Origin of the sequence: Benzoatithermus flavus (assembly GCF_037908215.1) — a bacterium.
Lineage (GTDB): Bacteria > Pseudomonadota > Alphaproteobacteria > Geminicoccales > Geminicoccaceae > Benzoatithermus > Benzoatithermus flavus.
On record NZ_JBBLZC010000024.1, the window covers coordinates 37,273 to 63,990 of the forward strand.

Consider the following 26,718-nt stretch of genomic DNA (forward strand, 5'->3'; position numbering starts at 1 on the left):
GACGTCCGCCATGCGCCAACAGCCCCCACGCTCGTTCCCGCCACCGCGCGGCCCAGGCGGCTCCGGTGGCAGTCGGCCGTCGGCACCACGTGGTCCTTCGCTCGAGGAGCGCCTGCGCAGCCCGGAAACCGTGCGCTACTATGCCGACGCCGAGCGCAAGGCGATCCGGCGCGAGCTGCTCGACGGCGAGGCCGAGGCCGTGGCGCGCCGGCTGCGCAGCATACCCGCTTCGCAGCTCCGCCGCTTCTTCGGCTCGGTGATGACGCTCAAGCGGCGCGTCGAGCTCGAGAAGCCGCCGGCCGAGCTGATCCAGGCGGAGATGGCGCTGCTCAAGGCGTCCGCCGCCTATGCCTGCAAGCGCGGCAAGTACGACCGCGACGAGGAGCGCGACCCCGACGAGCTCTTGAGCTTCTTCGTGCGGCACGCCCGCTCGGTGCGGGATGCGCAGGACTTCATGGCCTTCGCCCGGCACTTCGAGGCGGTCGTCGCCTACCACAAGTGCTTCGAGGACAAACAGCGGCGCGACTGAGGACGACGAACATGGACATCAAGGCGATCGGCCGCGCTCGGATCGAGGGCAAGATCAAGCTGCTCTCGGGCCTGCACATCGGCGCCGGCAAGGACACGATCGAGATCGGCGGGATCGACAACCCGGTCGTGAAGCACCCTCACACGCAGGAGCCCTACATTCCCGGCTCCAGCCTCAAGGGCCGGCTGCGGTTCATCCTGGAATGGGCGTTCGACTGCGTGCGCACGGACGGCCAGCCCTGGGGCTTCAACACGGGCGACCCCCGCCAGAGCTTTACCCCGGACGACCCGATCCTGCGCATCTTCGGCAGCCCGGCCAAGCGTGAGCAGTGGGGCGGCGGGCCGACCCGGCTCATCGTGCGCGATGCCTTCCTCGACCGGGGCTGGCTCGAGGACGTGCTCGCCCGCGGCCTGCCGCTCACCGAGGACAAGACCGAGGTGCTGATCGACCGGATCGCCGGCAAGGCGCACGACCGGGTCGGCCCGCGCCAGACCGAGCGCGTGCCCGCGGGTGCCGTGTTCGACCTCGCCATGGTGTTCCGGCTCTACGATACCGGCGACGGTGGCCGGCGCGACCGCGAGTGCCTGCGCTGGCTCCTGGCCGGGCTCTCGCTGCTCGAGCAGGACGCGCTCGGCGGCTCGGGCTCGCGCGGCTATGGCCGGGTCACGTTCGAAGATCTCACGGTCGTCGACGAGAACGGCGCCGTGCACGAGATCGGAGCGGCGTTCCGGGTCAACCGCTTCGATCCGCAGACGGCGCCCGCGATCGCCGGCCTGCCATGAGCCTCTACCGCATCCGGCTGCGGCTCGAGGCGCCGCTCGGCACCGGGCTGACCTCGGGCACCCTGTTCGGGCATCTCTGCTGGGCCCGGCGCGCGCGGCACGGCGCCGCCGCGCTCGAGCGCTGGCTGCGCGCCATGGCCGCCGGCGACGAGCCGCCCTGCCTCGTCTCGGACGGCTTCCCGGCCGGGCTCCTGCCGCGACCGCTCCTGCCGCCGCCACCCGTGCCGGACGACGCCGACCCGGCGGCCGCCGACACGGCGAAGCGCTGCCGCCGCCGGCGCTGGGTGCGCCGGGAGGACTGGCTCGAGCTCCGCGCCGGGCTCTCCGCCGCCCGGCTCGCGTCGGCCCTGGTCGACTGGCAGCCGTCCTTCGCGACCCGGGCGCACAACCGGATCGACCGCCACACCGGCACCACCCCCGAGACGGCGGGCCTGTGGTTCGTCGACGACGACTGGAGCCATGCGCGGCGGCTGCCCGACGGCCGCGACGACCCTACGGCGCCCTTGCGCGACGTCTACGTCTCGACCGCCCTGGCGCCCGAGGACGTGTTCTCCCTGTTCGTCGAGATCGGCCAGCAGGGCTACGGGCGCGACGCCACCTACGGGCGCGGCCGCTGGTCGGTCGAGGCCGTCGAGCCGGACCCGGTGCTCGCGGCATGCGCCGGCGAGCGGCTGATGAGCCTGTCCCACGGCTGCCTCTCCGCCGGCATGGCCGAGGCACGCTGGGAGCGCTGGACCCATTTCGGCAAGGTCGGGATCGAGCTGGCGGCGGCCGGGGCGCGGCCGTTCAAGCGCCCGGTCCTCCTGATGCGGCCGGGTGCCACCTGGCGCCATGGTCCGGGTCCGTTCGGGGCGCTGCTGACCGGCGTGCACCAGGACCGGCCCGAGGTCGTCCACAACGCCTGGCATCTGGCCATCCCCTACACGGAGGTGCGCTCGTGACCACGCACCGTTTCACCGCGATCCCGCTCACCCCGATCCACGTCGGCGACGGCTCGCTGCTGGCGCCCGAGGACTATCTCCTCGATAAGGGCGACGTGGCGCGGTTCGTGCCCGAGCGGGTGGTGGCGGACATGCGGCCCGCGGAGCGGCAACGCTTCCTGGCCGCCCTGGACGCCGGCCGCCTCGGCGAGGCGCAGGCGATCCTGCGCCGTGCGGTCGATCCCGACCGGCACGTGGTCGAGCGGATCGCGCTCGCCGGCAGGGCGCGGGAGAAGCTCGCCGCCGTGTTCGAGAACCCGCTGCAGCGGGGCGAGATCCGCCCGTTCGTGCGCACGGCCGGCCGTCCCTATCTCCCCGGCTCCTCGCTGAAAGGGGCGCTGCGGACCGCCCTCCTCGACCACTTCGCCACCCGACGCCAGCCGGCGGTGGCCGGGGCCCTGAGCGAGGCCGCCGGACGGGAACGGCGGCCCGGCGAGACCGACCGGCGGGCGGACGCGCTGGTGCAGGCGGCGTTCGACCTCGGGTCGAAGGGCCCCGACGGCGACCCCTTGCGCTTCGTCACGGTCGCCGATGCGCTGCTGCCGCCGGGCCGGACGCGGATCGATCTGGTCGAGAACTGGAAGCCGGCTCCCCGCCGGGCCGGGGCAGGGCCGCGTGCCTCGATCCCGATGCAGGTCGAGCGCCTTCTGTCGCGTGCCGATGGCCAGACGTTGAGCTTCGATGTCCGGATCGGCGTCGATCCCGAAGCCGCGCGCGCGGCGCAGGCGCTGGATCGCGGCAAGGCTCCGGCCGATGCGGTCACGATCGATACCCTGATGCAGGCGGTGAACCACTTCGCCTGGAGGCGGTTCGGCGAGGAGCTGGAAGCGTTCTTCGCCGGCGAGCCCGCGACCCGGGCGCTCCTCGAGGAGGCGTTCCGCATCCCGGCCGGCAAGCAGACCTGGTCGCTGGCGCTGGTGCGGCAGCATCCGAGCTGCATGTTGCTGCGGGTGGGCCGCTTCACCCAGTTCGAGAGCAAGTCGGTCGACCGCTTCCGCGAGGGCTGGAACCCTCAGGCCCGCCGCCCGATCAAGGGGCACGGTGCCACGCGCAACGTGATCGTCCTGGCGACGCGGCAAGGCGAGGCGCGCGTGCCGCTCGGCTGGCTGCTGCTGGTGCGACGGAGCTGATCGGGAGCAAGGACCGTGCCGGGATCGCGGAGACCAGGCGACGGCTGCCGGCGAAAGGCTCGAGCCGGCGACCCGACGAGAAAGGAATCGAGACCGCCTTTGCTTGCGCTTCTCGGACGGCTGTAAGCGGAGCTGCTGCAAGCCTCCGGCCCATCGAGGAAGGAGATACCCCGCATTGCGTGAGCGATCCTGTGTTCTCGCCTGCACGGTCGGCGGCTCCGGCGCGCCGATCCGCAGCTCGATCCGTGCGGCCCGGCCGGCGTTCGTCCTGTTCCTCTGCTCCGAGGAGGGCGGTCCCGACGGCAGAGGGTCGCGCCCCGAGGCCGAGGCCATCGCCGCCGAGCTGGCCCTCGCACCCGACGCCTTCGCGATCGAGACTTTGCCCGCAGACGACCCCGACAGCGCCGGCGTGCGCTGCAAGGAGCTGATCGCCGGGCTGCGCCGGCGCTTTCCCGGTGCGCGGATCGTCTGCGACTACACCGGCGGGACCAAGAGCATGTCGGCCGCCCTGATGCTGGCCGGCATCGCCGAACCGAAAGCCAGGGTCGAGCTGCGCCTGATGCGCGGCGAGCGCCGCAGCCTCGATCGCGTGCGCGACGGCACCGAACGGCCGCAGCGGATCGACGTCTCGGCGCTTCTGGCCGACCGACTGCTCGAGCGGGCCGATCTGGCCTGGCGCTCGTTCGGCTATGCCGAGGCCGAGCAGCTGCTCGCGGAGCCGGCCCAGGACCTGGCCGATGCCGAGGCCGTGCCGGAGAGGCTGCGTCTGCGGCTGATGGCGGCCTACCGTCTGTCCGGCCTCTTCGCCGCCTGGGACCGGTTCGATCATGCCGCGGCCCTCGAGATGCTGGCGGCGCTGCCGCCGGGGGCGCGCCGGGCGCTCGCGGCCTACGAGCCGGCCCTGCGGCAGCTCGCCGATCAGGCGCGTCGCGCGCCTCTGGTCCTGCTCGATCTCTGGCACAATGCCGAACGCAGGGCCGCGCGGGGCCAGTACGACGATGCCGTCGCCCGCTGCTACCGTGCGGTCGAGTGGACGGCGCAGTGGGTGCTCGAGACCGATGCCGGCATCCTGACCAAGGACGTCGATCTCGCGAAGTTGCCGGCGGGTATCCGCGATCGGTACGCCGACCAGCGCCGCAAGGGGCAGCGCATCGAGATCGGCCTGACCAGGGCCTGGGATCTCGTTTCCGACCTGTCGCGCCACTGCCCCGGGCTCGCCCTGGTCGCATCGGCGGCCACGCTGATGCGGAAAAAGTTCGAAGGCAGCAGCGTGCGCGACCGGCTGGACGGTTCGCAGCAGCGCGGCTGGATCGCCGCCCGGAACTTCTCGATCCTGGCGCACGGCTTCACACCGATCGGCGCCGACGGCTGGGAGCGGATCGGCGGCTGGATGGAGCAGCACTGGCTGCCCTGGATCGAGGCGCAGGTGACGGCGCGCGGCGGCCGCCTGGAGCAGCTCCCGGCCGACCTGGATCTGGTCGATGCCGCCGCGGTTTGACCGGAAGCAAAAGCCGCGCCACACTGCCGGAGACGCGGTCGGCGGCGGCTCGCGGCTCTGGGATGGTTTCGTGCAGGTGCCTGTAATGACGACATTTTTTGCAGGGGGTCCGCTTCGGCCTTCGACCTGATGAAGAAGGGATCAAGACGGCTGGTCGATGATGATCAGATCCCGCCACGTCTGGCTTCGGCCTTCGACCTGATGAAGAAGGGATCAAGACGCAGCCACCGTGCGCAAAAGCTCCCTGTGCTCGTAAGCTTCGGCCTTCGACCTGATGAAGAAGGGATCAAGACTGCGTCCCTGACGCCGGTATGCTTCGATCCGCTGCGCTTCGGCCTTCGACCTGATGAAGAAGGGATCAAGACGGCAGTCATTGGAGCATCTCCTCAGTGGTGGTTACGCTTCGGCCTTCGACCTGATGAAGAAGGGATCAAGACAAGTCCGAAATGCCGATAACCCTCATCTCGCAACCTGCTTCGGCCTTCGACCTGATGAAGAAGGGATCAAGACCGGACCACGTCTGCTACTTCCATGGCGTCAGGCGGCTTCGGCCTTCGACCTGATGAAGAAGGGATCAAGACGCCATTTTTGGTGTCAAGATGATATCGGCGCGTGGCTTCGGCCTTCGACCTGATGAAGAAGGGATCAAGACCGACGGTACGCTTAAGGCCGCTTCTGCCGCAGCGCTTCGGCCTTCGACCTGATGAAGAAGGGATCAAGACCCCCTCACCATATCGACTTGGCGTCGATGACCAAGCTTCGGCCTTCGACCTGATGAAGAAGGGATCAAGACGGGCCGATCAGGTTGATGACGGCGGTGTGCCCGCTTCGGCCTTCGACCTGATGAAGAAGGGATCAAGACGTTACCGACCGCGAGGATTAGCGCCTCGGTGGGGGCTTCGGCCTTCGACCTGATGAAGAAGGGATCAAGACAACTGGATGTAATACTGATAATGCTTGCGCATTTGCGCTTCGGCCTTCGACCTGATGAAGAAGGGATCAAGACCGCTTGGCTCACGTGGGTCTTGCCGCCCACTCTGGGCTTCGGCCTTCGACCTGATGAAGAAGGGATCAAGACCCGGTCGATGTTGATATCGACCGCCTGTGCGCGCTTCGGCCTTCGACCCGATGAAGAAGGGAGAGCGTCTCCGTCGCCGGTGAGGTCGGTGCGAACGTCACCCTCCGGTTCCGCCGCCTGGCCGGCGACAAGCTTGTCGGGGGCTGCGCGCCGGCGGGAAGCGGTCATACTGCCGGTCATGCCGAAGCGTGCGCTCCACCTCGTCGCCTACGACATCCGCTGCCCGCGGCGCCTCGCGCGCGTGCTCCATGTCGTCAAGGCATGGAGCACCGGCGGGCAGAGGTCGGTCCACGAGTGCTGGCTCACCGCCGGAGAGCGCGCCGCCCTCGAGCAGGAGCTCGCGGCCGTGATCGACCGGCGGGAGGACAGCGTGCTGCTGATCCGGCTCGATACGGCCCGGGCCGTGCGCACGCTCGGCATCGCGCGGCCGCCGCGCGACGTGCGGTTCGCCTTCATCGGCTGAGCGGGAACCGAAGCCATGCGCACCGTCTACATCGACCGGAAGAACGCCGAGCTCACCGCCGAGAGCGGCGCCCTCGTCGTCCGTATCCCCGGCGAGCGCCCGACGAGCCTGCCGCTCGCCGCGATCGAGCGCCTCGTCGTGCGCGGCGCCGCCACCCTCAGCACGGGCCTGCTCGGCGAGCTGTGGCGGCAGGATGCCGGCGTGCTCGTCCTGAGCGGCCGCCGCAGCGAGCCGACGGCCCGGCTGCTCGGCCGGCCGCACGCCGATGCGGGCCTGCGCCTGGCGCAGTATGCGCTCCAGGCCGATCGGGAGCGGCGCGCCGCCCTGGCGAGGCGGCTCCTTCTCGGCAAGCTGCAGGGGCAGCGGCGCGTGCTCGCGCGCGCCCTCGAGACGCGTCCGGACCGGCGCCGGCCGCTCCTGCGCGCGGTCCGCGGCATCGCGGAGATCGAGGCGGCGCTGGACGCTGCCGTGTCGGGCGATCTCCCGAGGCTGCTCGGCCTCGAAGGTGCGGCGGCCGCCGCCTACTTCCAGGGCTTCGCCACCCTGTTCGCGCCGGCTCTGGCCTTCACCGCCCGCAACCGGCGGCCGCCACGCGATCCGGTGAACGCCGCCCTCTCCCTGGGCTACACGCTGCTGCACTTCGAGGCGGCGCGTCAGTGCCAGATCGTCGGCCTCGACGTGCAGCTCGGCATCCTGCACGAGCCCGCTCCCGGCCGCGACGCGCTCGCCTGCGATCTCGTCGAGCCGGTGCGCGCGCATGTCGACCAGCTCGTGCTCGAGCTGTTCGCCGGCGGCGAGCTGCGGCCCGAGCACTTCCGGCAGGACGCATCGGGCTGCCTGATGGGCAAGGCGGGCCGGGAACGGTTCTATGCCGGCTACGAGCGCCGTGCGGCCGGCCTCGCGCGGCTGCTGCGCCTGCTCGCCCGGTCGGTCGCGAGGGAGATCCGGGCCGCGGGGGAGACTGCGCGGTGATCCCGCTCTACGTCGACGGCTCGGCGGCGCCGGTCCGGATCGTGCTGGACGGACCTTCGCTCCGGCTGGAGCAGGCCGGCATCAGCGATGCGCGCTGGCCGCTGCAGCGCGTGACACGGCTCGTGGTGCGCGGCGCCGTGGCCTGGGGCGACGGTGCGCTCGCCGCCTGCCTCGGCCGGGGCATCCCCGTAAGCCTGCTCGACGGCAGCGGGCGGACCGTCGGCACCTGCCTGCCGGCGCGGGCGCGGCCCTCCGATACCGCGCAGCTTCTCGACGAGGCGTGCGCCGTCGGCCGGCTCGAGGAAGCCTACGGCAACTGGCGGCGGGCGGCCGAGCGCCGGGCGGTGCTGGATCTGGTGCGATCGCTCGGGCTGCGGCCGCGCGATCTGCGGCCTGCCAGCGTGCGCCGGGCGCTGCTGGCGGCGCTCGACCGGCTCGGAGCGGCCTGGCCCGGCGAGATGCTGCTCGCCCGGCTCGAGGCTCTGCTCGATGCCGAGCTGTGCCGGCTGCTGCTCGAGGAAGGGATCGGTGCCAGGTTCCAGAGCGGCGATGCCGAGGCGCTGGTCGACCTTCGCCGTGATCTCGCCGGCCTGCTGGGCTGGGATCTGGGCCGGCTGGCATGGCGGCTCGCCGCTTATCTCGCCCGGCACGGCGGCAAGCACCGGACGGAGCTCGACGTCGCGCGGCGGATCGCCCGGCAGTTCGAAGCCGGCCGCGAGCAGCGTGCCACGGCCACCGTCCGATACCTGGCCGACCTGCGGCGCTGCCTGCGCGAGTTCCTGCCGTGAGCCGAGCGGCATGGTGGCTCGTCGCTTACGACGTGGCCTGCCCGAGGAGGCTGCGGCGGGTGCACCGCTTCCTGAAGCGTCGTGGCCTGCCGACCCAGTATTCGGTGTTTGTCCTCGAGGCCGATCCCGCCGGCGTCGTCGAGATCCTGGCGGGTATCGGCCGGCTCGTCGACCGCCGGCGCGACGACCTGCGTCTCTATCCGGTGCCGCGGGCCGGGGGCGTCACCAGCCTGGGCCAGCCGGGCCTTCCCCGTGCCGTTTTCGCCGGCCATCCCGCCGCGGCGCCGGGCAGAGCGGCCGGCGGCCGCGACGCCGGGTCACGATGACGCGCAAGCGACGATCCCGGATCGGGCCGGAGCACGCAACACCACCGCATCGGCATGGTCATCGGGGCAGCCGGCACGAGCCGCTTCCGAACCCTTGGTGCCCCTGGCCGGATTCGAACCAGCACGCCCTTGCGGGCAACAGATTTTGAGTCTGCCGCGTCTACCTGTTCCGCCACAGGGGCACGGGCGCGCATCTTAACGGGCGCCGGCGCCGGGTCAAGGAAGGGTGGCGGGAGCACGTCCGTGGCCGGGGTGCGCCGCACCTCGTCCCCGACCGGGAAACCCGGCGCCCGGTCCGGCGCCACCGTCCCCTGGACGAGGCTCCGCCCGCCGGCCTAAGTACCGGCCAGAGTCGAGCAACGGGAGGCGATCCCCATGAAGGACATCGGGCATTTCATCGCCGGCCGCCGCGTGCCGGGCGAGAGCGGCAGGTTCGGGCCGATCTTCGACCCGGCCTTGGGCGAGCAGACCGGCCGGGTGGCGCTGGGCGGGGCGGCCGAGGTCGATGCGGCCGTGCAGGCGGCGAAGAGGGCGCAGCCCGACTGGGCGGCGACGCCGATCCTCCGCCGCATGCGGGTGATGTTCAGGCTGAAGGAGCTGATCGAGCGCGACATGGACCGGCTCGCGCGCCTGGTCACCGAAGAGCACGGCAAGACGCTGGAGGACGCCAAGGGCTCGGTCACGCGCGGGCTCGAGGTGGTCGAGTTCGCCTGCGGTCTGCCGCAGCTTCTGAAGGGCGAGTTCAGCCATCAGGTCGGCGGCGGGGTCGATCTCCTCTCGGTCCGCTTCCCGCTCGGCATCGTCGCCGGCATCACGCCTTTCAACTTCCCGGCCATGATTCCTCTATGGATGGCGCCCCTCGCCATCGCCTGCGGCAACGCCTTCATCCTGAAGCCCTCGGAGAAGGACCCGTCCTGCCCGATGGCGCTGGCCGAGCTGATGACGGAGGCCGGGGTTCCGGAGGGCATCATCAACGTCGTCAACGGCGACAAGGAGGCGGTCGACGCCATCCTGGCGCATCCCGACATCGCCGCCGTCAGCTTCGTCGGCTCCACGCCCGTAGCCGAATACATCTACAGGACCGGTACCGATCACGGCAAACGCGTCCAGGCCCTGGGCGGGGCCAAGAACCACATGGTGGTGATGCCGGATGCCGATCTCGACATGGCGGTGGATGCCCTGATCGGCGCCGGCTACGGCTCGGCCGGCGAGCGCTGCATGGCGGTCTCGGTCGCGGTGCCGGTGGGCGACAAGGTGGCCGATGCCCTGATCGAGCGCCTGGCGCCGCGCGTGCGCCAGCTCAGGATCGGCCCCGGCACCGAGCCCGGCGTCGAGATGGGCCCGCTCGTCACCAGGGAGCACTTCGAGAAGGTCAAGGGCTATGTCGACCTCGGCGTGCGCGAGGGGGCACGGCTCGTGGTGGACGGCCGCGACTTCAAGATGCAGGGCTACGAGAACGGCTTCTTCCTCGGCGGCTGCCTGTTCGACCGCGTCACCACCGACATGCGGATCTACAAGGAGGAGATCTTCGGTCCCGTCCTCTCCGTGGTCCGGGCGCACTCCTTCGACGAGGCCGTGGGCATGATCAACGCCCACGAGTACGGCAACGGCACGGCGATCTTCACCCGCGACGGCGATGCCGCCCGGACCTTCATGAACCAGGTCCAGATCGGCATGGTCGGCATCAACATCCCGATCCCGGTTCCGCTCTCGTTCCACAGCTTCGGCGGCTGGAAGCGCTCGCTGTTCGGCGACCACCACACCCACGGCATGGAGGGCGTGCGCTTCTACACCAGGCTCAAGGCCGTGACGTCCCGCTGGCCCACCGGCATCCGCGCGGGCGCGGAGTTCAGCATGCCGCTGATGTGAGCGGCGGACACCGCCGTTGCGGCGCGCTGCGGGGCGGGCTCGCTCCGCAGCGCGTCTCCCGGACGGAGGGAAGGGCGCTCGAAACGGCGGAACCGTGGGCACCTCGGCGCTCCCGGCGGGCTTACCGGCATCGTGCCGCGTTGCCGATGGCAGGCGAGGTCATGAAGCGAGGTGTCGCTCGCCTGGGATGGCTGGCCGTCGCCGTTCTCGGCGTCTTCTCCCCGGGGTTCGTGGCGCCGCATCGCGGCGGGACCGTGAACGCCGTCCGGCTCGTGATCGCCGCGAACTGCACCCGAGCAGCAGCACGAACCCCGTGCGCCCTGCAGTCCACCTCGATCACGCCGCCCGCGTGGGTCCGGTAGCCGGCGGCGAAGGTGCCGGTCGGGTCCCGGTACCGTTCGACGGCATCGATACCGGCAGGCTCGCGGTCGAAGCGGATGGTCGGCATGCAGGGGTCCTTGCGGGGGCGGGCGGTTCGGCCTAAGCCTCTGGCCCGACGACGAAGCTCGGCGCCCGGGAGGATGTCATGGATTGGCGACGCCGCACAGCCCTTGCCGCTCTGTTCACGACCAGCCTGCTGGGCCTCGCTGGCCCGAGCCTCGCTGCCGAGACCAGGACGGTGGCGGTGACCGCCATCGTCGAGCATCCCGCCCTCGACGCCACCCGCGACGGGATCAAGGCGGCCCTGAAGGACGCGGGCTTCGAGGAGGGCAAGAACCTCCGGTTCATCTACGAGAGCGCCCAGGGCAACCCCTCGACCGCGGCCCAGATCGCGCGCAAGTTCGTGGGCGAGAACCCCGACGTGATCGTGCCGATCTCCACGCCGTCGGCCCAGGCCGTCGTCGGCGCCACCAAGGACATTCCGGTCGTGTTCACGGCCGTGACCGACCCCGTGGCGGCGAAGCTGGTCACGAACCCGGAGAAGCCCGGCGGCAACGTCACCGGTGTGACCGACCTCTCGCCGATCGGCAGGCATCTCGACCTCGTCCTGGAGATCACGCCGAAGGTGAAGACCATCGGCACGATCTACAATCCGGGCGAGGCCAACTCCCTGGTGCTGATCGATCTCCTCGAGAAGGAGGCGGCCTCGCGCGGTCTCGCCGTCAAGAAGGCGGCTGCGCCCAAGTCGGCCGACGTGCTGCAGGCGGCGCAGAGCCTCGTGAAGAGCGTCGATGCGATCTACGTGCCGACCGACAACACGGTGGTGACGGCGCTCGAGGCCATCGTGAAGATCGGCCGGCAGAACAAGCTGCCGGTCTATGCCGGCGACACCGATTCGGTGCCGCGCGGCGCCATCGCGGCCTTGGGTTTCAACTATTTCGATGTGGGCCGTCAGACCGGCAGGATCGTGACGCGCGTGCTGAACGGCGAGAAGCCCGGCGCCATCCCGGTGCAGGGAATCGAGATCACCGAGCTCGCCGTGAACCCCGGCGCCGCCGAGGCCATGGGGGTGAAGATCCCGGACGCGGTGATGGCGCGCGCCAAGACCGTCGTGAAGTGACCGCCTCATCTCCCGGACAGGCACGTTGAGCACCGTCGCGCTCCTCGGCGCCATCGAGCTCGGGCTCATCTACGGGCTCGTGGCCTTGGGCGTCTTCCTCTCCTTCCGCGTCCTCGACTTTCCGGACCTCACCGTCGACGGCAGCTTCCCGCTGGGTGCAGCCGTCGTCGCCACCGCCGTCACCTCGGGGATCGATCCCTGGCTCGGCACGCTCCTCGCCATGGCGGCCGGAGCGCTCGCGGGGCTGGTGACGGCGGTGCTCAACGTGCGCTTCAAGATCCTGCATCTGCTCGCCAGCATCCTGACGATGATCGCGCTCTACTCGATCAATCTCAGGATCATGGGCCGGCCCAACATAGCGCTCCTGACCGAGCCCACGCTGATGACGCCGCTCGAGCGCCTGAGCCTGCCGCTCTATGCAACGCGGCCGCTCCTGCTCGCCGCCGTGGTGCTGGTCTGCGTCCTCCTCCTGATCCGCTTCCTTCTGAGCGAGATCGGGCTCGCCATGCGGGCCACCGGCGCCAACCCGCGCATGGCCGAGGCGCAAGGGATCGCCGTCGGCGGGATCACCTGCCTCGGCATGGCGCTCTCGAACGCGCTCGTAGCCCTGGCCGGGGCGCTGTTCGCCCAGGCCAACGGCTTCGCCGACGTGACGCTCGGCACCGGCACCATCGTCGTGGGGCTTGCCGCCGTCATCATCGGCGAGACCGTGCTGCCCGGCCGCAGCGTGCCCGTCGCCGTCGTCGGCTGCGTCGTGGGCTCGCTCTTCTACCGCGTGGTCGTGGCCCTGGCGCTCGAGGCCGACATCCTGGGCCTGCAGGCCTCCGACCTCAACCTCATCACGGCCGTCCTCGTGGGCGTCGCCCTCGTCCTGCCCGCGACCCGGGCGAAGCTCATGGCCCGTCTAGCACCCGTCAGATGATCGAGCTCCGATCCATCGCCGTCACCTTCGGCCGCGGCACGGTCCTCGAGACGAGGGCGCTGCGCGGCATCGACCTCTCGATCCCCGAAAGCGAGTTCGTCACCGTGATCGGCAGCAACGGTGCGGGCAAGTCGACCCTCCTCAACGTGCTGGCCGGCACCGTTCCCGCCACCGAGGGACGGATCGTCATCGACGGCAAGGACGTCACCCCGCTTCCGGCCGCGCGCCGGGCACGGCTTCTCGCCCGCGTGTTCCAGGACCCGCTCGCCGGCACCTGCGCCGGGCTCACGATCGAGGAGAACCTGGCACTCGCCGAGGCGCGGGGGCGCGGCCGCGGACTCAAGCTCGCCGTGCGCGGCGGGAGCCGTGCCCGCTGGCGCGACCGTCTGGCCGAGCTGGGCCTGGGCCTCGAGAACCGGCTCGGCGACCGCATGGGCCTGCTCTCGGGCGGCCAGCGTCAGTGCGTCGCCCTGCTGATGGCGACGATGGCGCCTTCCAAGATCCTGCTCCTCGACGAGCACACGGCGGCGCTCGATCCGCGCACGGCCGATCTCGTCGTCGATCTCACGCGCAAGCTCGTGGCCGAGTTCGGGCTGACCACGCTCATGATCACCCACTCCATGCACCAGGCGCTCGGCTGCGGCAGCCGGCTCTTGATGCTGCACGAAGGCCGGATCTGCCTAGACGTGGGCGGCGAGGCCAAGACCCGGCTGACGCCCGAGGATCTCCTCGCCGAGTTCCGCCGCCGCCGCGGCGAGGAGCTCGACGACGACGCGCTGCTGCTGGATTGAGGGAAAGGCACCCATGACGGTCCGCCACGCCTTCTTCTGCATCGACGGCCATACCTGCGGCAACCCGGTCCGGCTCGTGGCCGGCGGGGCGCCGCCGCTCCGCGGTGCCACGATGAGCGAGAAGCGGCAGGACTTCCTCGCCCGCTTCGACTGGATCCGCACTTCGCTCATGTTCGAGCCGCGCGGCCACGAGGTGATGTCGGGCTCGATCCTCTACCCGCCGACCACGGAGGACGGCGACGTTGCCGTCCTGTTCATCGAGGTGTCCGGGTGCCTGCCCATGTGCGGCCACGGCACCATCGGCACCGTCACCATGGCGCTCGAGCACGGGCTCGTCACACCCAGGGAGCCCGGCCGGCTCAAGCTCGATACCCCGGCGGGCCGGGTCGTGGCCGAGTACGAGACGGAAGGGCGCTTCGTCGAGCGGGTGCGGCTCACGAACGTCAAGTCGTACCTGGCGCTCAGCGAGGTCCGGGTGGACTGCCCCGAGCTCGGCGAGCTCGTGGTCGACATCGCCTATGGCGGCAACTTCTACGCCATCGTCGAGCCGCAGGCCCGCTACCGCGACCTCGAGGACCTCTCGGCCGGGCAGATCCAGCGCCTCTCGCCCGAGCTGCGCCGCCGGCTCAACGGGATCGTGGAGGTCGTGCATCCCGAGAACCCGACGATTCGCGACGTCTCGCACATCCAGTGGACCGGCCGGCCGAGGAGCCCGCGGGCGCACGCCCGGAACGCCGTGTTCTACGGCGACAAGGCGATCGACCGCAGCCCCTGCGGCACCGGCACCTCGGCGCGCATGGCCCAGCTCGCGGCGAAGGGAAAGCTGAAGGCGGGCGACGACTTCATCCACGAGAGCATCATCGGCAGCGAGTTCGAGGGCCGGGTCGAGGCCGTGACCGAGCTCGCCGGCCGCCCCGCCATCGTGCCCTCGATCGCCGGCTGGGCGCGGATGACGGGGCTCAACACGATCTTCGTGGACGAGCGCGATCCTTACTGGAGAGGGTTCCTCGTGACCTGAGCCGGGGCCTCAGGCCACGAAGCGGCCACCCAGCTCGTCCTCGATGTGCTGCTGGACGATCTCCTCCAGGCTGTCGTCGGCCTGGAACCCCAGCCGCTCGGCGCGCGGCGTCTCGAAGCGGGTCGGCCAGCCGGCGACGATGCGCTGGATGACGGGATCGGGCTCCCACCTGATGCGGTCGACCACGTTCCGGCCGGCGACGCGCTCGAGCGCCGTCACCATCTCGGCCACGCTGTAGGTTTTCCCCGGCAGGGTCAGGCTCCGGGTCATGCCGAAGGCCTCGCTCGGCAGCTCCATGGCGTGGACCAGCGCATCCACCACGCGGCGCGGCGAGAGCACGTACATGGCGGCATCGCGCCCAACCGGGCAGACCGCCTCCTGGCCGGCGAGCGGCTCGCGGAAGATCGAGCTCGCCCAGGTCGAGGCCGCCTTGTTGGGCCTGCCGGGGCGCACCACGATCGTGGGCAGCCGTAAAGACCGGCCATCCATGAAGCCCTTGCGGTGATAGTCGGCCACCAGGAGCTCGCCCATGGCCTTCTGGGCGCCGTAGGAGGTCTGCGGCGTCAGATGCGTCTCGTCCCCGATCACCTCGGGCATGTCGCCGCCGAAGACGGCGACCGAGCTCGCGAACACGAGCCGCGGCTTCCTGCCGAAGGCGCGCACGGCCTCGACCAGATGGCGCGTGCCGTCGAGGTTGACGGCATAGCCGAGATCGATGTCGGCCTCGGCCGCCCCGCTCACCACTGCGGCGAGGTGGTAGATCGCGTCATGGCCCGGCCGCAGCAGGTCGAGCAGGACACCCATGCGGGTGATGTCGCCGGTGCGGATCTCGAGCCGCGGGTCGGCCGGCAGACCCTCGGCCGGAGCCACGTCGAACAGGGTGACGTGGTCGATCCGTCCGTCCCCGAGCCGCCCACGCTCGAGCAGCCGTGCCGCGAGTTTCTTGCCGATGAACCCGGCCCCGCCTGTGATCAGGACGCGCATGCCACAGAGCCTCCCCATGCGTTCGCTTGCCCTGCCGTGTAGCAGCCCCGAGGCGGGGCCGCCATCCCGGTCGCCGGCATGGGGCTCATCCGGCGACGGGCAGCCAAGTCTCCTTGTACCAGCGCACGAAGCGCGCGATGCCCTCTTCGATCGGCGTCGCCGGCTTGAAGCCCACGTCGCGCATCAGATCCTCGACGTCCGCATAGGTCGCCGGCACGTCGCCGGGCTGCAGCGGCAGCATCTCCTTTACGGCCTCCACCCCGAGCTCGCGCTCGAGCGTCGCGATCACGTGCAAAAGCTCCACCGGGCTGTGGTTGCCGATGTTGTAGATCCGGTACGGCGCCCTGCTCGTCCCCGGATCGGGCTGCTCGCCCGACCAGGCCGGGTCCGGCGCCGGCACCCGGTCCATCACCCGCCGCACCCCTTCGACGATGTCGTCGATATAGGTGAAGTCGCGCCGCATCCGCCCGTGGTTGAACACCTGGATCGGCCGGCCCTCGAGCATGGCCTGCGTAAAGATGAACATCGCCATGTCCGGCCGGCCCCACGGGCCATAGACCGTGAAGAAGCGCAGCCCCGTCGTCGGCAGCCCGTAGAGATGGCTGTAGGTGTGCGCCATCAGCTCGTTCGCTTTCTTCGAGGCGGCGTAGAGGCTCAAAGGATGGTCGACGTTGTCGTGCACCGAGAACGGCATCTTGGTGTTGGCGCCGTAGACCGAGCTCGACGAGGCGTAGACGAGATGCTTCACGCCATGATGCCGGCAGCCCTCGAGGATGTTCATGAACCCTGTGAGATTGGCATCCACATAGGCGTGCGGGTTCTGCAACGAGTAGCGCACCCCGGCTTGGGCCGCGAGATTGACCACCACCGTGGGCTGCACCGTGGCGAACAGCTCCGCCATCCCCACCCGATCGGCGAGGTCGAGCCTCACGAAGCGGAACCCCTCCCGCCCCTCGAGCCGGGCGAGCCGCGCCTGCTTGAGGCGCGGGTCGTAATAGTCGTTGAGGCTGTCGAGCCCGACCACCCGGCAGCCCTCGCCCAAGAGCCGGTCGGTGAGATGATAGCCGATGAAGCCGGCGGCCCCGGTGACCAGCACCACACCTTCGTGTGCGAGACTCATGGGCTCACAGGCTCCAGTAGGCGAGGCTCTCGGGCAGCGCCTCGGGGCGCAGCGCCGACTTGACGTCGATGAGGATGCCGCTGCGGGTCAGCAGGGCGACAAGCGCATCCGTGCCCTGCTCGAGATAGACCCGGTGCGGCACGGCGAGCACGAGCGCATCGAGTTCGCGAAAGCGCTCCAGCGGCGTGAGCTCGAGCCCGTATTCCTCTTCGGCCTCGTGCGGATCGGCCAGCGGATCGTGCACCATGGCCGCGATCCCGAACGAGGCCAGCTCTTTGACGATGTCCGGCACCCGGCTGTTCCGGAGATCCGGCACGTTCTCCTTGAAGGTCAGCCCCAGGATCCCGACCCGGGCGCGCCGCACCGGCACGTCGGCCTGGATCAGGCACTTCACGAGCTTCTGCGCCACGAAGGCACCCATGCCGTCGTTGATCCGCCGCCCGGCCAGGATGACTTCCGGGTGGTAGCCCAGGCTCTCCGCCTTGGCGGTGAGGTAGTAGGGATCGACGCCGATGCAGTGCCCGCCGACGAGCCCCGGCGAGAAGCGTAAGAAATTCCACTTGGTCGCGGCCGCCTCGAGCACGTCGTGGGTGCGGATCCCGAGCCGGTCGCAGATCAGGGCCAGCTCGTTCATCAGCGCGATGTTGAGGTCGCGCTGGGTGTTCTCGATCACCTTGGCGGCCTCGGCGACCTTGATCGAGGGCGCTTTGTGCAGACCCGCCCGGATCACCGGCCCGTAGAGCGCCTCGAGTCTCCCGAGGCTCTGGGGATCGGAGGCGGCGATGATCTTGGTGATGGTCTCGAGCCGGTGCTCCTTGTCGCCGGGATTGATCCGTTCGGGCGAGTAACCCAGCGCGAAGTCGACCCCTTGCACGAGACCCGAGGCTTGGGCGAGCCAGGGTCCGCAGACCTCCTCGGTGACACCAGGGTAGACCGTGCTCTCGAACACGACCAGCGCCCCCTTCTGCAGCACGGACCCGATGGTGACGCAGGCCTTGCGCAAGGGTGTCAGGTCGGGCTGGCGGTTGTGGTCGATGGGGGTGGGGACGGTGACGATGAAGCAGGTGCAGCCCGCGAGATCGGCGGGATCGGTGGTGTAGAGGAGATCGAGGCCTTCGAGCTCCTTGGGCGCGAACTCGCGGGTCGCGTCCTCGCCGCGGCGCAGCGCTTCCACGCGCTCGGGCTTGATGTCGAAGCCTGTGACCTTCCCGTGCGCCCGCGCCAGCCCCACCGCCACCGGCAGGCCCACGTAGCCGAGCCCTATGACCGCAATCTTCTCGAGCATGAAATCCACTCCGAAGCCGGGCACGAGAGACACCGGTTCGCCGTCCCCCGCAAGATGCCAAGATAGAGCAGTGTGCTAAGGAAAGGCTTGGCCATGCCGCAGGGCCGATCTCTCGCGGCAGGGTGCTGCCGCGGCCCGAGGGGAACGCAGCTGCAGGTGTGCCGGAGCAGCCGTCGCCCGCCCGCATGGCGTCTCTGGACAGCTCATGGCCGGAAGCGGCCCTCGAGCGCCATGGCGGCCACGGCCTCGATCGGCTCGCCGAGCGGGCGGTCGTCGGTGAGGAAGGGGCAGACCTCGCGGATCGCGACGAGCGCCCGTTCCAGGGGCGCGCTCGAGCGCAAGGGGCGGCGCAGCTCGATGCCCTGGGCGGCGGCGAGGAGCTCGACGGCGAGAAGGCGGGCGAGGTTCTCGGCCATGGGATGGAGGCGCCGCGCAGCATAGGTCGCGAGGCTGACATGATCCTCCTGGTTGGCGCAGGTGGGGATCGTGTCGGTCGCAACCGGGTGCGCCAGGTGCTTGTTCTCGGTCGCGAGCGCTGCCGCCACCACCTGTGGGAGCATGAAGCCGGAATTGAGGCCGGGTGAGGGGGTCAGGAAGGCCGGAAGGCCGCTCAGGCCCGGGTCGGTAAGCAGGGCCACGCGCCGCTCGGCGAGGTTGCCGGTCTCGGCCATGGCGGCGGCGATCCGGTCGGCGGCGAATGCCACGGGCTCGGCATGAAAGTTGCCTCCCGAGAGGATCTCACCCTCCTCAGCGAAGACCAGAGGATTGTCGGACACACCGTTGGCCTCGCGCTCGAGGGCGGCGCCGGCATCGATCAGGAGATCGCGCACGGCCCCCATCACCTGCGGCTGGCAGCGCAAGGAATAGGGGTCCTGGACGCGCTCGCAGGTAAGGTGCGAAGCACGGATTTCGCTGCCTGCCAGCAGACGGGCGAGGAGATGGGCGACCTCGGCCTGGCCCGGCTGGTTGCGGGCGCGCTGGATTCTGGGATCGAACGGCACGTCGCTGCCCTGGGCGGCGTCGGTGCTCATGGCGCCGGCGACGAGGGCGGTGTCGAACAGGCGCTGCGCCTTGAACAGGCCGGAAAGGGCCAGCGCGGTCGAGACCTGTGTGCCGTTGAGCAGGGCGAGGCCCTCCTTGGGGCCGAGCGTGAGGGGGGCGAGGCCGATGGCGGCAAGGGCCTCCCCGGCCGGGAGCGTGTCGCCGGCGAGCCTGATCCGGCCGATGCCGACGAGAGCGCCCGCCACATGGGCGAGCGGAGCGAGGTCGCCGGAAGCGCCCACCGAGCCCTGGGCCGGGACGACGGGGAGCGCGTCGTGGGCGAGGAGGTGAAGGAGAGCCTCGATCGTCACCCGGCGCACACCCGAGCGGCCGAGGCTCAGGCTCGCCGCCTTGAGGACGAGGACGAGGCGCACGGTCCCGTCGTCCAGGGTCGGCCCGACGCCGCACATGTGCGAGAGCACGAGGCGGCGCTGCAGCTCCTCGATGTCGGCGGGCGGGATGCGGACCCGGGCGAGCTTGCCGAAGCCGGTGTTGACCCCGTAGACCGGCCGCTCGCCAGCGGCAGCCGCGGCCACGAGCGCGGCCGCGCGCTCGACGCCCGGCCAGAAACTCTCCTCGAGCGCGAGCCGCAGGCGGGGCGTTCTCATCCAGCGCTCGAGCGCATCCAGCCTGAGCCGGCCCGGAACCAGAACCTCGCTCTCGCTCACCTCGTCACCTCCCGCTCGACGGACCCCGGCATCCTATCGGGACCTTCCTCAAGTATCAGCATCCTTCGGTTGCCTCAGCGCCTGCGGGTGAGGGTGAGGCCGTCGCCTATGGGAAGGACGATCATGCTCACGCGGGGATCGGCATGGATCTTCGCGTTGAGCGCGCGCAGGCTCGCCGCCTGGCGCGAGCGGTCGTCCGGATCGGCCACGGCACCATGCCAGAGCACGTTGTCGAGCGCTATCACACCGCCCGGCCGCGCCAGCACCAGCGCCCGTTCGTAGTAGGCATCGTAGAGCTTCTTGTCGGCATCGACATAGACGAGATCGAAGCTCGCCGCGGCGCCCTCGGCGAGCAGCCGGTCCAGGCTCTCCTGGGCGAGGCCCAGCCGCAGCTCGATCCGCTCCGCCACGCCGGCCACCCGCCAGTACCGGCGGCCCAGCTCGGCCCAATGATCGTTCACGTCCAGTGTCACGATCCGCCCGTCCCCGGGTAGAGCCAGCGCCATGGCGAGGGTGCCGTAGCCCGTGAAGCAGCCGATCTCGAGCACGCGCCTGGCACCCATGAGCTCGATCAGGAAGGCCAGAAGCTGCATCTGCTCGGCCGAACTGCGCATGCCGCCCTCGGGCAGCGCATCGGTGGCACGGCGGAGATCGGCCAGCGCCGGATGCTCGCGCAGCCCGACCGACAGGAGATAGTTCCGCAGGCGATCGGAGAGGGTCGGCGTGCGCGGACTCATGAACGGTGCTCCTTCTCTCGGGCCGCTGCTCCCCGCTGCAACGGCCGGCCGCGGGACGATAAGCGCGGGCCGACCGTCGCGCCAACCCGAACCGGACAGGTGCAGATTGTGCTTAACCTCGAGGTGCATCTCCGCCTAGTACCGGAACGCCGGTGTCGCGCGACGGCTGCAGCGGCCCTAGGTGCTGGCCCGTACGACGCGACAAGACAGCCAGGGAGGTCGACATGACATGCAGCGCTCACCGTATCGCCCGGCCTCGGAAGGGACGCCGATGACGCTCCGTCTGGTCCAGTTCCTGACGCAGGACGGGGCCCGCCGCGTCGGCGTGGCTGCCGAGGATGCCCGCACGCTCACGCTCCTGCCCGGCGTGGAGCGAGTCTACGATCTCGCGATGGCGGTGCTGGCCGAAGGCGGGGCGTCGCTCGAGGCCGCCGTCCGGGCCCGCATGAGCGGCGGCGAGAGCGTGGATTACGAGGCCGTGGTGCAGGAGAAGCGCCTGCTGCCGCCGCTCGATCATCCGGAGCCCAGCCGCTGCCACATCACCGGGACGGGCCTCACCCATCTCGGCAGCGCCGACACGCGCGACAAGATGCACAAGTCGACCACGGCGGCCGAGGAGGCGACGCTCACCGATTCGATGAGGATGTTCCGCTGGGGCCTCGAGGGCGGCCGGCCGGCCGCGGGCGCGGTCGGCGCCCAGCCGGAATGGTTCTACAAGGGCAACGGCCACTTCGTCGTGCCGCCCGAACAGCCGCTGGTCTCGCCCGCCTTTGCCGAGGATGCGGGCGAGGAGCCGGAGCTCGCCGGACTCTACGTGATCGCTCCGGACGGCACGCCGGTGCGGATCGGCTTCGCGCTCGGCAACGAGTTCTCGGACCACGTCACCGAGCGGAAGAACTATCTCCTCCTCGCCCATTCCAAGCTGCGCCAGAGCTCGTTCGGACCCGAGCTGCGCCTGGGACCCGCTCCGGCCGACATCCGCGGCACGAGCCGGATCCGTCGCGACGGGCAGATCGTCTGGGAGAAGCCGTTCCTCACCGGCGAGGCCAACATGTCGCACAGCCTCGCCAATCTCGAGCATCATCACTTCAAGTACGCCGAGCACCGCATCCCCGGCGACGTGCACGTGCACTATTTCGGCACGGCGACCTTGAGCTTCGCCGACGGGATGCGGACGCGGGCGGGTGACGTGTTCGAGATCGAGGCCCCGGAATTCGGCCGGCCGCTGCGCAACCCGCTGCGGGTGGCCGAGAACGGCGCCGGGCTCGTGCGTGTCAGGGCGCTCTGAGGCCGGCTCGCCGGGCATCGCGGCCGGGATGGCCCGATGCCCCGCGTCTCCTGCCGGACGAGAGGGCCGCCCGCAGGCGGGGAGCGACCGTCCGGCGGAGTCTTACGCCTGCTCCGTCTTTTCCTTGCGGATCAGCACCTGGCGGCCGCGGTACATGCCGGTCTTGAGATCGATGTGGTGCGGCCGGCGGAACTCGCCGGTCTCCTTGTCCTCGACCACCGTCGGGCCGGTCAGGAAGTCGTGGGCGCGACGCATGCCGCGGCGCGAGGGCGTGGTCTTTCGCTTGGGCACTGCCATGGGGATCGATCCTTCAGTCGGGAAAGGCGCCGCAAAGGCCGCTCTGGGCTCGGAATCCGTCGGGTCGGCCGCCAGCGGGGCCGAGACGAAGCGCGCGGCTTGATAAGGCATTACGCCGGTGCGGTCAACGTCGCGCGAAGGTGAGCATGCCGCCGAGTCCGAGTCGTGGCGGTATCGCCGTCCTCTGACATAAGCTGCCTCATCCGTCGGGAGCCCCGCCCATGCGCCTGCGCACGATCCTCCTTCTGGTCCTGCTTGCGATCCTGGCGGTTCCCGTCATCGGCGCGCTCGGGCTGTGGTGGCTGGACGAAAGCGTCTATCGCCGCCTGATCGCCGAACGGGTGGAGCAGGCCACCGGCCGCAAGCTCACGATCGACGGCCAGCTCCATCTGGCGCTGGCCCTGCGGCCCACGCTCGCGGTCGAGCGGGTGACGCTCGCCAACCCGCCATGGGCCAGCCGGCCCGTCATGGCGGAGCTGAAGCGGCTCGAGCTGCAGCTCGATGCGCTCTCTCTCCTGTCCGGCCGTCCCGAGATTGACCGGATCGTGCTCGTGCGCCCGACGATCCACCTCGAGATCGGGTCGGACGGCAGCCCGAACTGGTGGTTCGCCGCGAAAAGATCGCTCCCGGCGGCCGGAAGCGACGGGCAGCCGGGAGCGGCGGGCGCCGCTTTCCCGACCGTGCACGAGCTCGTCTTGAAGGACGGCCTCGTCACCTACCGCGACGGCCGGAGCGGCACCGAGCACACCATCCGGCTCGATCGGGCGCAGGTCCTGAATCTCCAGCCCATGGCCCCGATCGGCCTGCAGCTCGACGGTGCCGTCGACGGCCTGCCGCTCGCGATCAAGGGTCAGACCGGGCCGCTCGCCACGTTCCTGGCCGGCGAGCGCGTTCCGCTCGATCTCGACGGCCGCATCGCCGGTGTCGAGAGCGCCTTCGACGGGACGATCGCGCACCCGGCCGAGCCCGTGATGAACCTCGCCTTCCGCTTCCAGGCTGCCGACCCCGCCATCCTCGCCGGCCACGTGCCGGAGGCTGCGGTGGCGCGGCTCGCGCCGCTCGACCTGGAAGGCAAGCTCGCGGGCGACCGGCGCCGTCTCGTGCTCTCGGACCTGTCGCTCGGCTTCGCCGGCAACAGGCTCGGCGGCAGCGGCGCCGTCCGCCTCGACGGGCCACGGCCACGGATCGAGGTGGCGCTCGGCGCCGAGCGCCTGGACCTGCGTCCACTTCTGAGTCTTGGCCATGGCGCCAGCAGTGGCACATCCGACGGGGCCGGCCGGGCCGAGGCCCCCCTGTTCTCGCAGGAGCCCTTGCCGATCCGGAGCCTCCGTGCCGCCGACGCCGAGGCGAGCGCGCGCGTGGGCGAGCTCGAGACCGGCGGGCCGACCTTGCAGGACGTCCAGATCGCCGTGCAGCTCGAGGACGGCAGGCTGCGCCTCGATCCGGTGCGCCTCACGCTCGAAGGCCGGCCGGTGACCGGCAGCCTCGCCGTCGACGCGCACGACGATCCGGTGCAGCTCCGGCTCGAGCTCGCTGCCGACCGGCTCGATCTGGGCAGGGTCCTGGAGCGGCTCGCCGTGACCACGCTCCTCGAAGGCGAGGGCGATCTGCGGGCGGAGCTCGCGGCCCGGGGCGCCTCGCCGCACGATCTGGCGGGATCCCTGGCCGGGCAGGTTTCACTCCTCATGTCGGGTGGCGGGCTGCGCACGGCGGCGCTCGACCGGCTCGCGGGTGGAGCGGGCGAGATCCTCGCCACCGCACTCGGCCGGCAGGCGAGCGACGTCACACGTCTGCGCTGCCTGGTGCTTGCCGTCCCGGTCGCGGACGGCATCGCCCGGCCCGATCTCGTCCTCGACACGGAGCGCACGGCCCTGATCGGCAAGGGCACGATCGACCTCGGCCGCGAGCAGCTCGATCTGATCCTGGCGCCCCGGGCCAAGATCACGAGCGTCGACGTGGCGCTGCCGGTCACGGTGCAGGGGCCGCTCGTCCGCCCCGCCTTCCGTCTCGACGAGAAGGATGCGGCCCGCCGGCTCGGCGATCTGCTGGGGGGCGCACTCTTTCCGCCGGCGATGCTGGATGCCCTTGGCGGGCTCGGGGGCGAGGGGGGCAGGGATTGCCTCGAGCTCGGCGCAAAGCCCATGCGCGCGCGCGGACCGGCCGTTCCCGGCCTGCCGCCGGACGCGCTCGACGATCCCGAGAAAGCCCTCGAAGCCGCCACGGGCGTCCTCGGGAAGGCGGGGCAGGGGTTCGTGCGGGATCTGCTGCGTGGCCGCTGAGCGCGTTTTCTGCCGGTCGCCTCACGGCCGCTCGCCGCGGGCGAGCCGTCCCTCGATGGTGTGGATGACCGGGAGGAGATCGGCCACACCGTCGACGACGTAGTGCGCCCCTACCGCGGCGAGCCGTGCCGTGGCCCGCGCGCGCCGCTCGGCCTGCTCCGCCGCGCCCAGCGCCTGCCAGGCGGCGAGCGAGAGGCCGGTCAGGTTGCCGGTCACCGCCACCCCGACCGTCCAGGCGCCGCCGTTCAGGCCCTCCTCGATTCCCACTTCGGTGTCGTCCACCTTCACGCACGCCCAGGTCGGCCAGACCGCGAGCTCGAGCAGGGTCTTGTAGAGCATGAGCGGTGTCGGCCGGCCGTCGGGGGTGTCGCCCGCGCACACCACGCAGTCCGGCGCGTAGCCCTGCTCGGCCGCGATCGGCAGGATGCGCGCCACGATGTCGTGCGTGTAGCCGGTGCTCGAGCCGATCTTGAGCCCGAGCGCCCGGAGCGTGCGCACGGTCGCCGCCGCTCCCGGCACGAGGTCGGCGTAGTGCGCGGCGACCTCGACGGTCATGGGCACGAACACCTCGTAGACGGCGTCGATCTCGGCCTCGCCCGGCAGCCGGCCGTGCGCCTGCCGCCAGGCTTCGGCGATGCGGGGCTGCGCCAGAAGGGCGGCGATGTGGGCGCGCTTGGGCAGGCCCATGGGCCCGCGTGCCTCGTCGATGGTGATCTCGACCCCGAACCGCCGGAACGCCTCGACGAACACCCCCATGGGTGCGAGCGAGCCGTGGTCGACCATGGTTCCGGCCCAGTCCAGCACGACCGCTTTTAGATGTTTTAGATGCTGCAGGCGCTGGCTCATCGCTTTGACCTCCCCTAGCCGTAGAGTTCCCGGATCACCTCCTCGGCGATGGCGAAGGAGGTGCTCGCACCCGTGCCGCTCGTGATCAGGACGAGCCGTACCGCATCGGCAGGCCGGTCGACCAGCATCAGCCGGTCGGGAGCCGAGGCATAGGTGCCGGTCCAGCGCGCGACGACCCGAGGCTGCGGCACGTCCAGCACGGCGCGGAGCTCGCCCAGGATCAAGGCGTCGACCGCATCCGGCGCGAACGGGTCCGGCGTCGTGGCGTAATGATGCGAATCGCCCACGACGAGGGAGCCGTCCCGGCTCTGCACGGCGATGAGATGCACGCCGTTCGCGAGCTCGGCCGCCTGCTCGGCCTCGAGCCGCCGCCGCAGAGCTGCGGCTTCCGGCAGCTCGGCATAGCCGAGATAGCGCACGAGCCCGAGATCCGACATCACGGGAGCCTGCATCCGCCAGCCGGGGGCAGGGGGCGCCACCCGCAGCATGTGCAGCTTGCAGCGGGTGAGGCCGTAAGCGGTGAGGCGCTCGGGGAAAAGGCTCAGGAAGTCGTCGCCCGGACAGACGATGCAGGCTTCGGCCGCGATCCGCCCGCGCGAGGTCTCGATCGAAGGCGGCTCGACGCTGCACGCGAAGGTCTCGCGCAGGAAGACGACGCCTTTCGCCTCGGCGAGCCAGCGTGCCAGAGCCGGAATCGCGTCCCGCGATTCCACCCGGAGCTCGTGCGGGCTGTGGAGCACGGCCGCGAACGGGCCGTCCCCGAGCATGGGGAAGCGCCGACGTGCGGCTTCGGGTCCGAGCAGCTCGCAGGCCTCGCCCATCTCGGTGGCAAGGAAGGCTTCGAGCACGGCCTGTGCTTCGGGCCTGCGGGCGACCACCACGAGCCCTTCCTGTTCGATGCGGATACCGGCCCGCGGCGCCAGCTCGGCCCAGACCTCGCGCGAGCGCCGTGCTCGCTGCCAGCAGGTGCCACGCTGCTGGCCCGTGACCGTGACGAAGCCGAAATTCCTGATCGAGGCCCCGTTCGCCTGCGCGTCGCGGTCGATCACCACTACCCGCTTGCCACGGTTCGCGGCGGCGAGCGCATGGGCGAGACCGCAGATGCCGGCTCCCACCACCGCGAGATCGTAGCTTCCCGAGGCCGCCGTCCTGCCGCCCATGGCCGTCCTGCTTGCATCCACGTCGCCGTACCGTCGTCGACGCCGACCCTAGCGGCTGCCGGCGCGTCTCGCCAAGGCCGGCATGACCACGTGCATCGGAAACGGCAAGGCCCGGCGTCGAGGGCTCGCGCGAAAAATGTCGTAAACTTCGAAAAAAGGGCTTGAAGCCGGGTTCCGACGCGAGTACATACCGCCTCCGCCGCCGATGATCGGGCGGCGAAAACGAGGATCGGCCGGTCGGGTTGAGGTGCGCCTCGGGTTGCGCGCCGTAAGACCGGTGTCTCGGCGTTCTTTCTCATCGTTGGCAGGTTGTGTTGAGAGGGGATGTGCAGGCGGCGGTGGAGCCGTGGTGCGCATCTTCTGGTG

The 26,718-nt window shown here is 70.7% G+C and carries 25 protein-coding genes, 1 tRNA gene and 1 CRISPR repeat array; of the genes, 16 read left to right on the forward strand and 10 right to left on the reverse strand.

All coding sequences use genetic code 11. From position 1 onward, the window contains the following. Nucleotides 1-10: 10 nt before the first annotated feature. From csm2 to cas2, 9 genes are all read left to right on the forward strand, one after another. Nucleotides 11-529 carry a type III-A CRISPR-associated protein Csm2 gene (gene csm2 / locus U1T56_RS19305; RefSeq protein WP_418161132.1) on the forward strand — a complete coding sequence of 173 codons (519 nt, stop codon included), beginning with the start codon at nucleotides 11-13 and terminating at the stop codon, nucleotides 527-529. Nucleotides 530-540: 11 nt separating this feature from the next. Continuing rightward, entirely contained in the window at nucleotides 541-1,311 is a 771-nt protein-coding gene (csm3, locus tag U1T56_RS19310) for a type III-A CRISPR-associated RAMP protein Csm3 (RefSeq protein WP_418161133.1), read from the forward strand. Continuing rightward, the gene (locus U1T56_RS19315) at nucleotides 1,308-2,252 is read left to right on the forward strand and encodes a hypothetical protein (protein WP_418161134.1); all 945 of its coding nucleotides are present in this window, start codon (nucleotides 1,308-1,310) and stop codon (nucleotides 2,250-2,252) included. The genes csm3 and U1T56_RS19315 overlap by 4 nt, the downstream gene beginning before the upstream one ends. Then, nucleotides 2,249-3,421 carry a type III-A CRISPR-associated RAMP protein Csm5 gene (gene csm5, locus U1T56_RS19320; RefSeq protein WP_418161135.1) on the forward strand — a complete coding sequence of 391 codons (1,173 nt, stop codon included), beginning with the start codon at nucleotides 2,249-2,251 and terminating at the stop codon, nucleotides 3,419-3,421. The genes U1T56_RS19315 and csm5 overlap by 4 nt, the downstream gene beginning before the upstream one ends. A gap of 175 nt (nucleotides 3,422-3,596) precedes the next feature. Next, nucleotides 3,597-4,919 (forward strand): TIGR02710 family CRISPR-associated CARF protein, encoded by a 1,323-nt coding sequence (locus U1T56_RS19325; protein WP_418161136.1) that lies wholly within the window; start codon nucleotides 3,597-3,599, stop codon nucleotides 4,917-4,919. Between the two features lie 111 nt (nucleotides 4,920-5,030). Further along, nucleotides 5,031-6,066: direct repeats of the CRISPR family, unit length 37 nt; unit sequence GCTTCGGCCTTCGACCTGATGAAGAAGGGATCAAGAC. Between the two features lie 109 nt (nucleotides 6,067-6,175). Next, nucleotides 6,176-6,460, forward strand: a complete 285-nt coding sequence (locus U1T56_RS19330; protein ID WP_418161137.1) for a CRISPR-associated endonuclease Cas2 — start codon at nucleotides 6,176-6,178, stop codon at nucleotides 6,458-6,460. A 15-nt stretch (nucleotides 6,461-6,475) separates the two neighbouring features. Then, nucleotides 6,476-7,432, forward strand: a complete 957-nt coding sequence (cas1, locus tag U1T56_RS19335; RefSeq protein ID WP_418161138.1) for a CRISPR-associated endonuclease Cas1 — start codon at nucleotides 6,476-6,478, stop codon at nucleotides 7,430-7,432. Next, nucleotides 7,429-8,220, forward strand: a complete 792-nt coding sequence (locus U1T56_RS19340; RefSeq protein ID WP_418161139.1) for a CRISPR-associated endonuclease Cas1 — start codon at nucleotides 7,429-7,431, stop codon at nucleotides 8,218-8,220. The genes cas1 and U1T56_RS19340 overlap by 4 nt, the downstream gene beginning before the upstream one ends. Further along, nucleotides 8,217-8,546, forward strand: a complete 330-nt coding sequence (gene cas2 / locus U1T56_RS19345) for a CRISPR-associated endonuclease Cas2 (RefSeq protein ID WP_418161140.1) — start codon at nucleotides 8,217-8,219, stop codon at nucleotides 8,544-8,546. Before U1T56_RS19340 ends, cas2 begins: the two co-directional genes overlap by 4 nt. Nucleotides 8,547-8,641: 95 nt before the next feature. On the opposite strand, the gene U1T56_RS19350 is transcribed toward cas2, so the two are convergent. Continuing rightward, nucleotides 8,642-8,728: transfer RNA gene (locus U1T56_RS19350), tRNA-Leu, on the reverse strand. Between the two features lie 193 nt (nucleotides 8,729-8,921). Here U1T56_RS19350 and U1T56_RS19355 point away from each other — a divergent pair. Next, nucleotides 8,922-10,415: a CoA-acylating methylmalonate-semialdehyde dehydrogenase gene (locus U1T56_RS19355; protein ID WP_418161141.1), complete on the forward strand. Its 1,494-nt coding sequence runs from the start codon at nucleotides 8,922-8,924 to the stop codon at nucleotides 10,413-10,415. A gap of 121 nt (nucleotides 10,416-10,536) precedes the next feature. Here the strand turns inward: U1T56_RS19355 and U1T56_RS19360 are convergent, their stop codons facing one another. Then, nucleotides 10,537-10,863, reverse strand: a complete 327-nt coding sequence (locus U1T56_RS19360) for a hypothetical protein (protein WP_418161142.1) — start codon at nucleotides 10,861-10,863, stop codon at nucleotides 10,537-10,539. Nucleotides 10,864-10,941: 78 nt separating this feature from the next. On the opposite strand from U1T56_RS19360, the gene U1T56_RS19365 reads away from it, so the two are divergent. From U1T56_RS19365 to U1T56_RS19380, 4 genes are read left to right on the forward strand one after another with little or no spacing between them, the layout of a single operon-like run. After that, a complete protein-coding gene (locus U1T56_RS19365; RefSeq protein ID WP_418161143.1) occupies nucleotides 10,942-11,916 on the forward strand; it encodes an ABC transporter substrate-binding protein in 975 nt (324 codons plus the stop codon). 25 nt (nucleotides 11,917-11,941) lie between these two features. Continuing rightward, nucleotides 11,942-12,838 carry an ABC transporter permease gene (locus U1T56_RS19370; RefSeq protein WP_418161144.1) on the forward strand — a complete coding sequence of 299 codons (897 nt, stop codon included), beginning with the start codon at nucleotides 11,942-11,944 and terminating at the stop codon, nucleotides 12,836-12,838. Then, nucleotides 12,835-13,629: an ABC transporter ATP-binding protein gene (locus tag U1T56_RS19375; RefSeq protein ID WP_418161145.1), complete on the forward strand. Its 795-nt coding sequence runs from the start codon at nucleotides 12,835-12,837 to the stop codon at nucleotides 13,627-13,629. The genes U1T56_RS19370 and U1T56_RS19375 overlap by 4 nt, the downstream gene beginning before the upstream one ends. Before the next feature lie 13 nt (nucleotides 13,630-13,642). Beyond that, nucleotides 13,643-14,647: a 4-hydroxyproline epimerase gene (locus U1T56_RS19380; RefSeq protein ID WP_418161146.1), complete on the forward strand. Its 1,005-nt coding sequence runs from the start codon at nucleotides 13,643-13,645 to the stop codon at nucleotides 14,645-14,647. Nucleotides 14,648-14,656: 9 nt separating this feature from the next. On the opposite strand, the gene denD is transcribed toward U1T56_RS19380, so the two are convergent. From denD to U1T56_RS19405, 5 genes are all read right to left on the reverse strand, one after another. Beyond that, nucleotides 14,657-15,631 carry a D-erythronate dehydrogenase gene (denD, locus tag U1T56_RS19385; protein ID WP_418161147.1) on the reverse strand — a complete coding sequence of 325 codons (975 nt, stop codon included), beginning with the start codon at nucleotides 15,629-15,631 and terminating at the stop codon, nucleotides 14,657-14,659. Nucleotides 15,632-15,716: 85 nt separating this feature from the next. Beyond that, on the reverse strand, nucleotides 15,717-16,751 hold the full coding sequence (locus U1T56_RS19390; RefSeq protein WP_418161148.1) for an NAD-dependent epimerase: 1,035 nt from the start codon (nucleotides 16,749-16,751) through the stop codon (nucleotides 15,717-15,719). Between the two features lie 4 nt (nucleotides 16,752-16,755). Continuing rightward, entirely contained in the window at nucleotides 16,756-18,036 is a 1,281-nt protein-coding gene (locus U1T56_RS19395; protein WP_418161149.1) for a nucleotide sugar dehydrogenase, read from the reverse strand. A 203-nt stretch (nucleotides 18,037-18,239) separates the two neighbouring features. After that, nucleotides 18,240-19,745 (reverse strand): histidine ammonia-lyase, encoded by a 1,506-nt coding sequence (gene hutH, locus U1T56_RS19400; RefSeq protein WP_418161150.1) that lies wholly within the window; start codon nucleotides 19,743-19,745, stop codon nucleotides 18,240-18,242. A 74-nt stretch (nucleotides 19,746-19,819) separates the two neighbouring features. Then, nucleotides 19,820-20,482, reverse strand: a complete 663-nt coding sequence (locus U1T56_RS19405; RefSeq protein ID WP_418161151.1) for a class I SAM-dependent methyltransferase — start codon at nucleotides 20,480-20,482, stop codon at nucleotides 19,820-19,822. Nucleotides 20,483-20,753: 271 nt separating this feature from the next. Here U1T56_RS19405 and araD1 point away from each other — a divergent pair, with 271 nt between their 5' ends. After that, nucleotides 20,754-21,770, forward strand: coding sequence for an AraD1 family protein (araD1, locus tag U1T56_RS19410; protein ID WP_418161152.1), 1,017 nt, complete (start codon nucleotides 20,754-20,756; stop codon nucleotides 21,768-21,770). Between the two features lie 102 nt (nucleotides 21,771-21,872). Here araD1 and rpmF read toward each other — a convergent pair whose 3' ends face one another. Further along, nucleotides 21,873-22,067 carry a 50S ribosomal protein L32 gene (gene rpmF, locus U1T56_RS19415; protein ID WP_418161153.1) on the reverse strand — a complete coding sequence of 65 codons (195 nt, stop codon included), beginning with the start codon at nucleotides 22,065-22,067 and terminating at the stop codon, nucleotides 21,873-21,875. A 221-nt stretch (nucleotides 22,068-22,288) separates the two neighbouring features. Between rpmF and U1T56_RS19420 the strand changes: the two genes are divergently transcribed. Beyond that, on the forward strand, nucleotides 22,289-24,346 hold the full coding sequence (locus U1T56_RS19420; RefSeq protein WP_418161154.1) for an AsmA family protein: 2,058 nt from the start codon (nucleotides 22,289-22,291) through the stop codon (nucleotides 24,344-24,346). A 21-nt stretch (nucleotides 24,347-24,367) separates the two neighbouring features. Here the strand turns inward: U1T56_RS19420 and phnX are convergent, their stop codons facing one another. Continuing rightward, nucleotides 24,368-25,192 carry a phosphonoacetaldehyde hydrolase gene (gene phnX, locus U1T56_RS19425; protein WP_418161155.1) on the reverse strand — a complete coding sequence of 275 codons (825 nt, stop codon included), beginning with the start codon at nucleotides 25,190-25,192 and terminating at the stop codon, nucleotides 24,368-24,370. A gap of 14 nt (nucleotides 25,193-25,206) precedes the next feature. Continuing rightward, on the reverse strand, nucleotides 25,207-26,352 hold the full coding sequence (locus U1T56_RS19430; RefSeq protein ID WP_418161156.1) for a TIGR03364 family FAD-dependent oxidoreductase: 1,146 nt from the start codon (nucleotides 26,350-26,352) through the stop codon (nucleotides 25,207-25,209). Nucleotides 26,353-26,718: the final 366 nt, after the last annotated feature.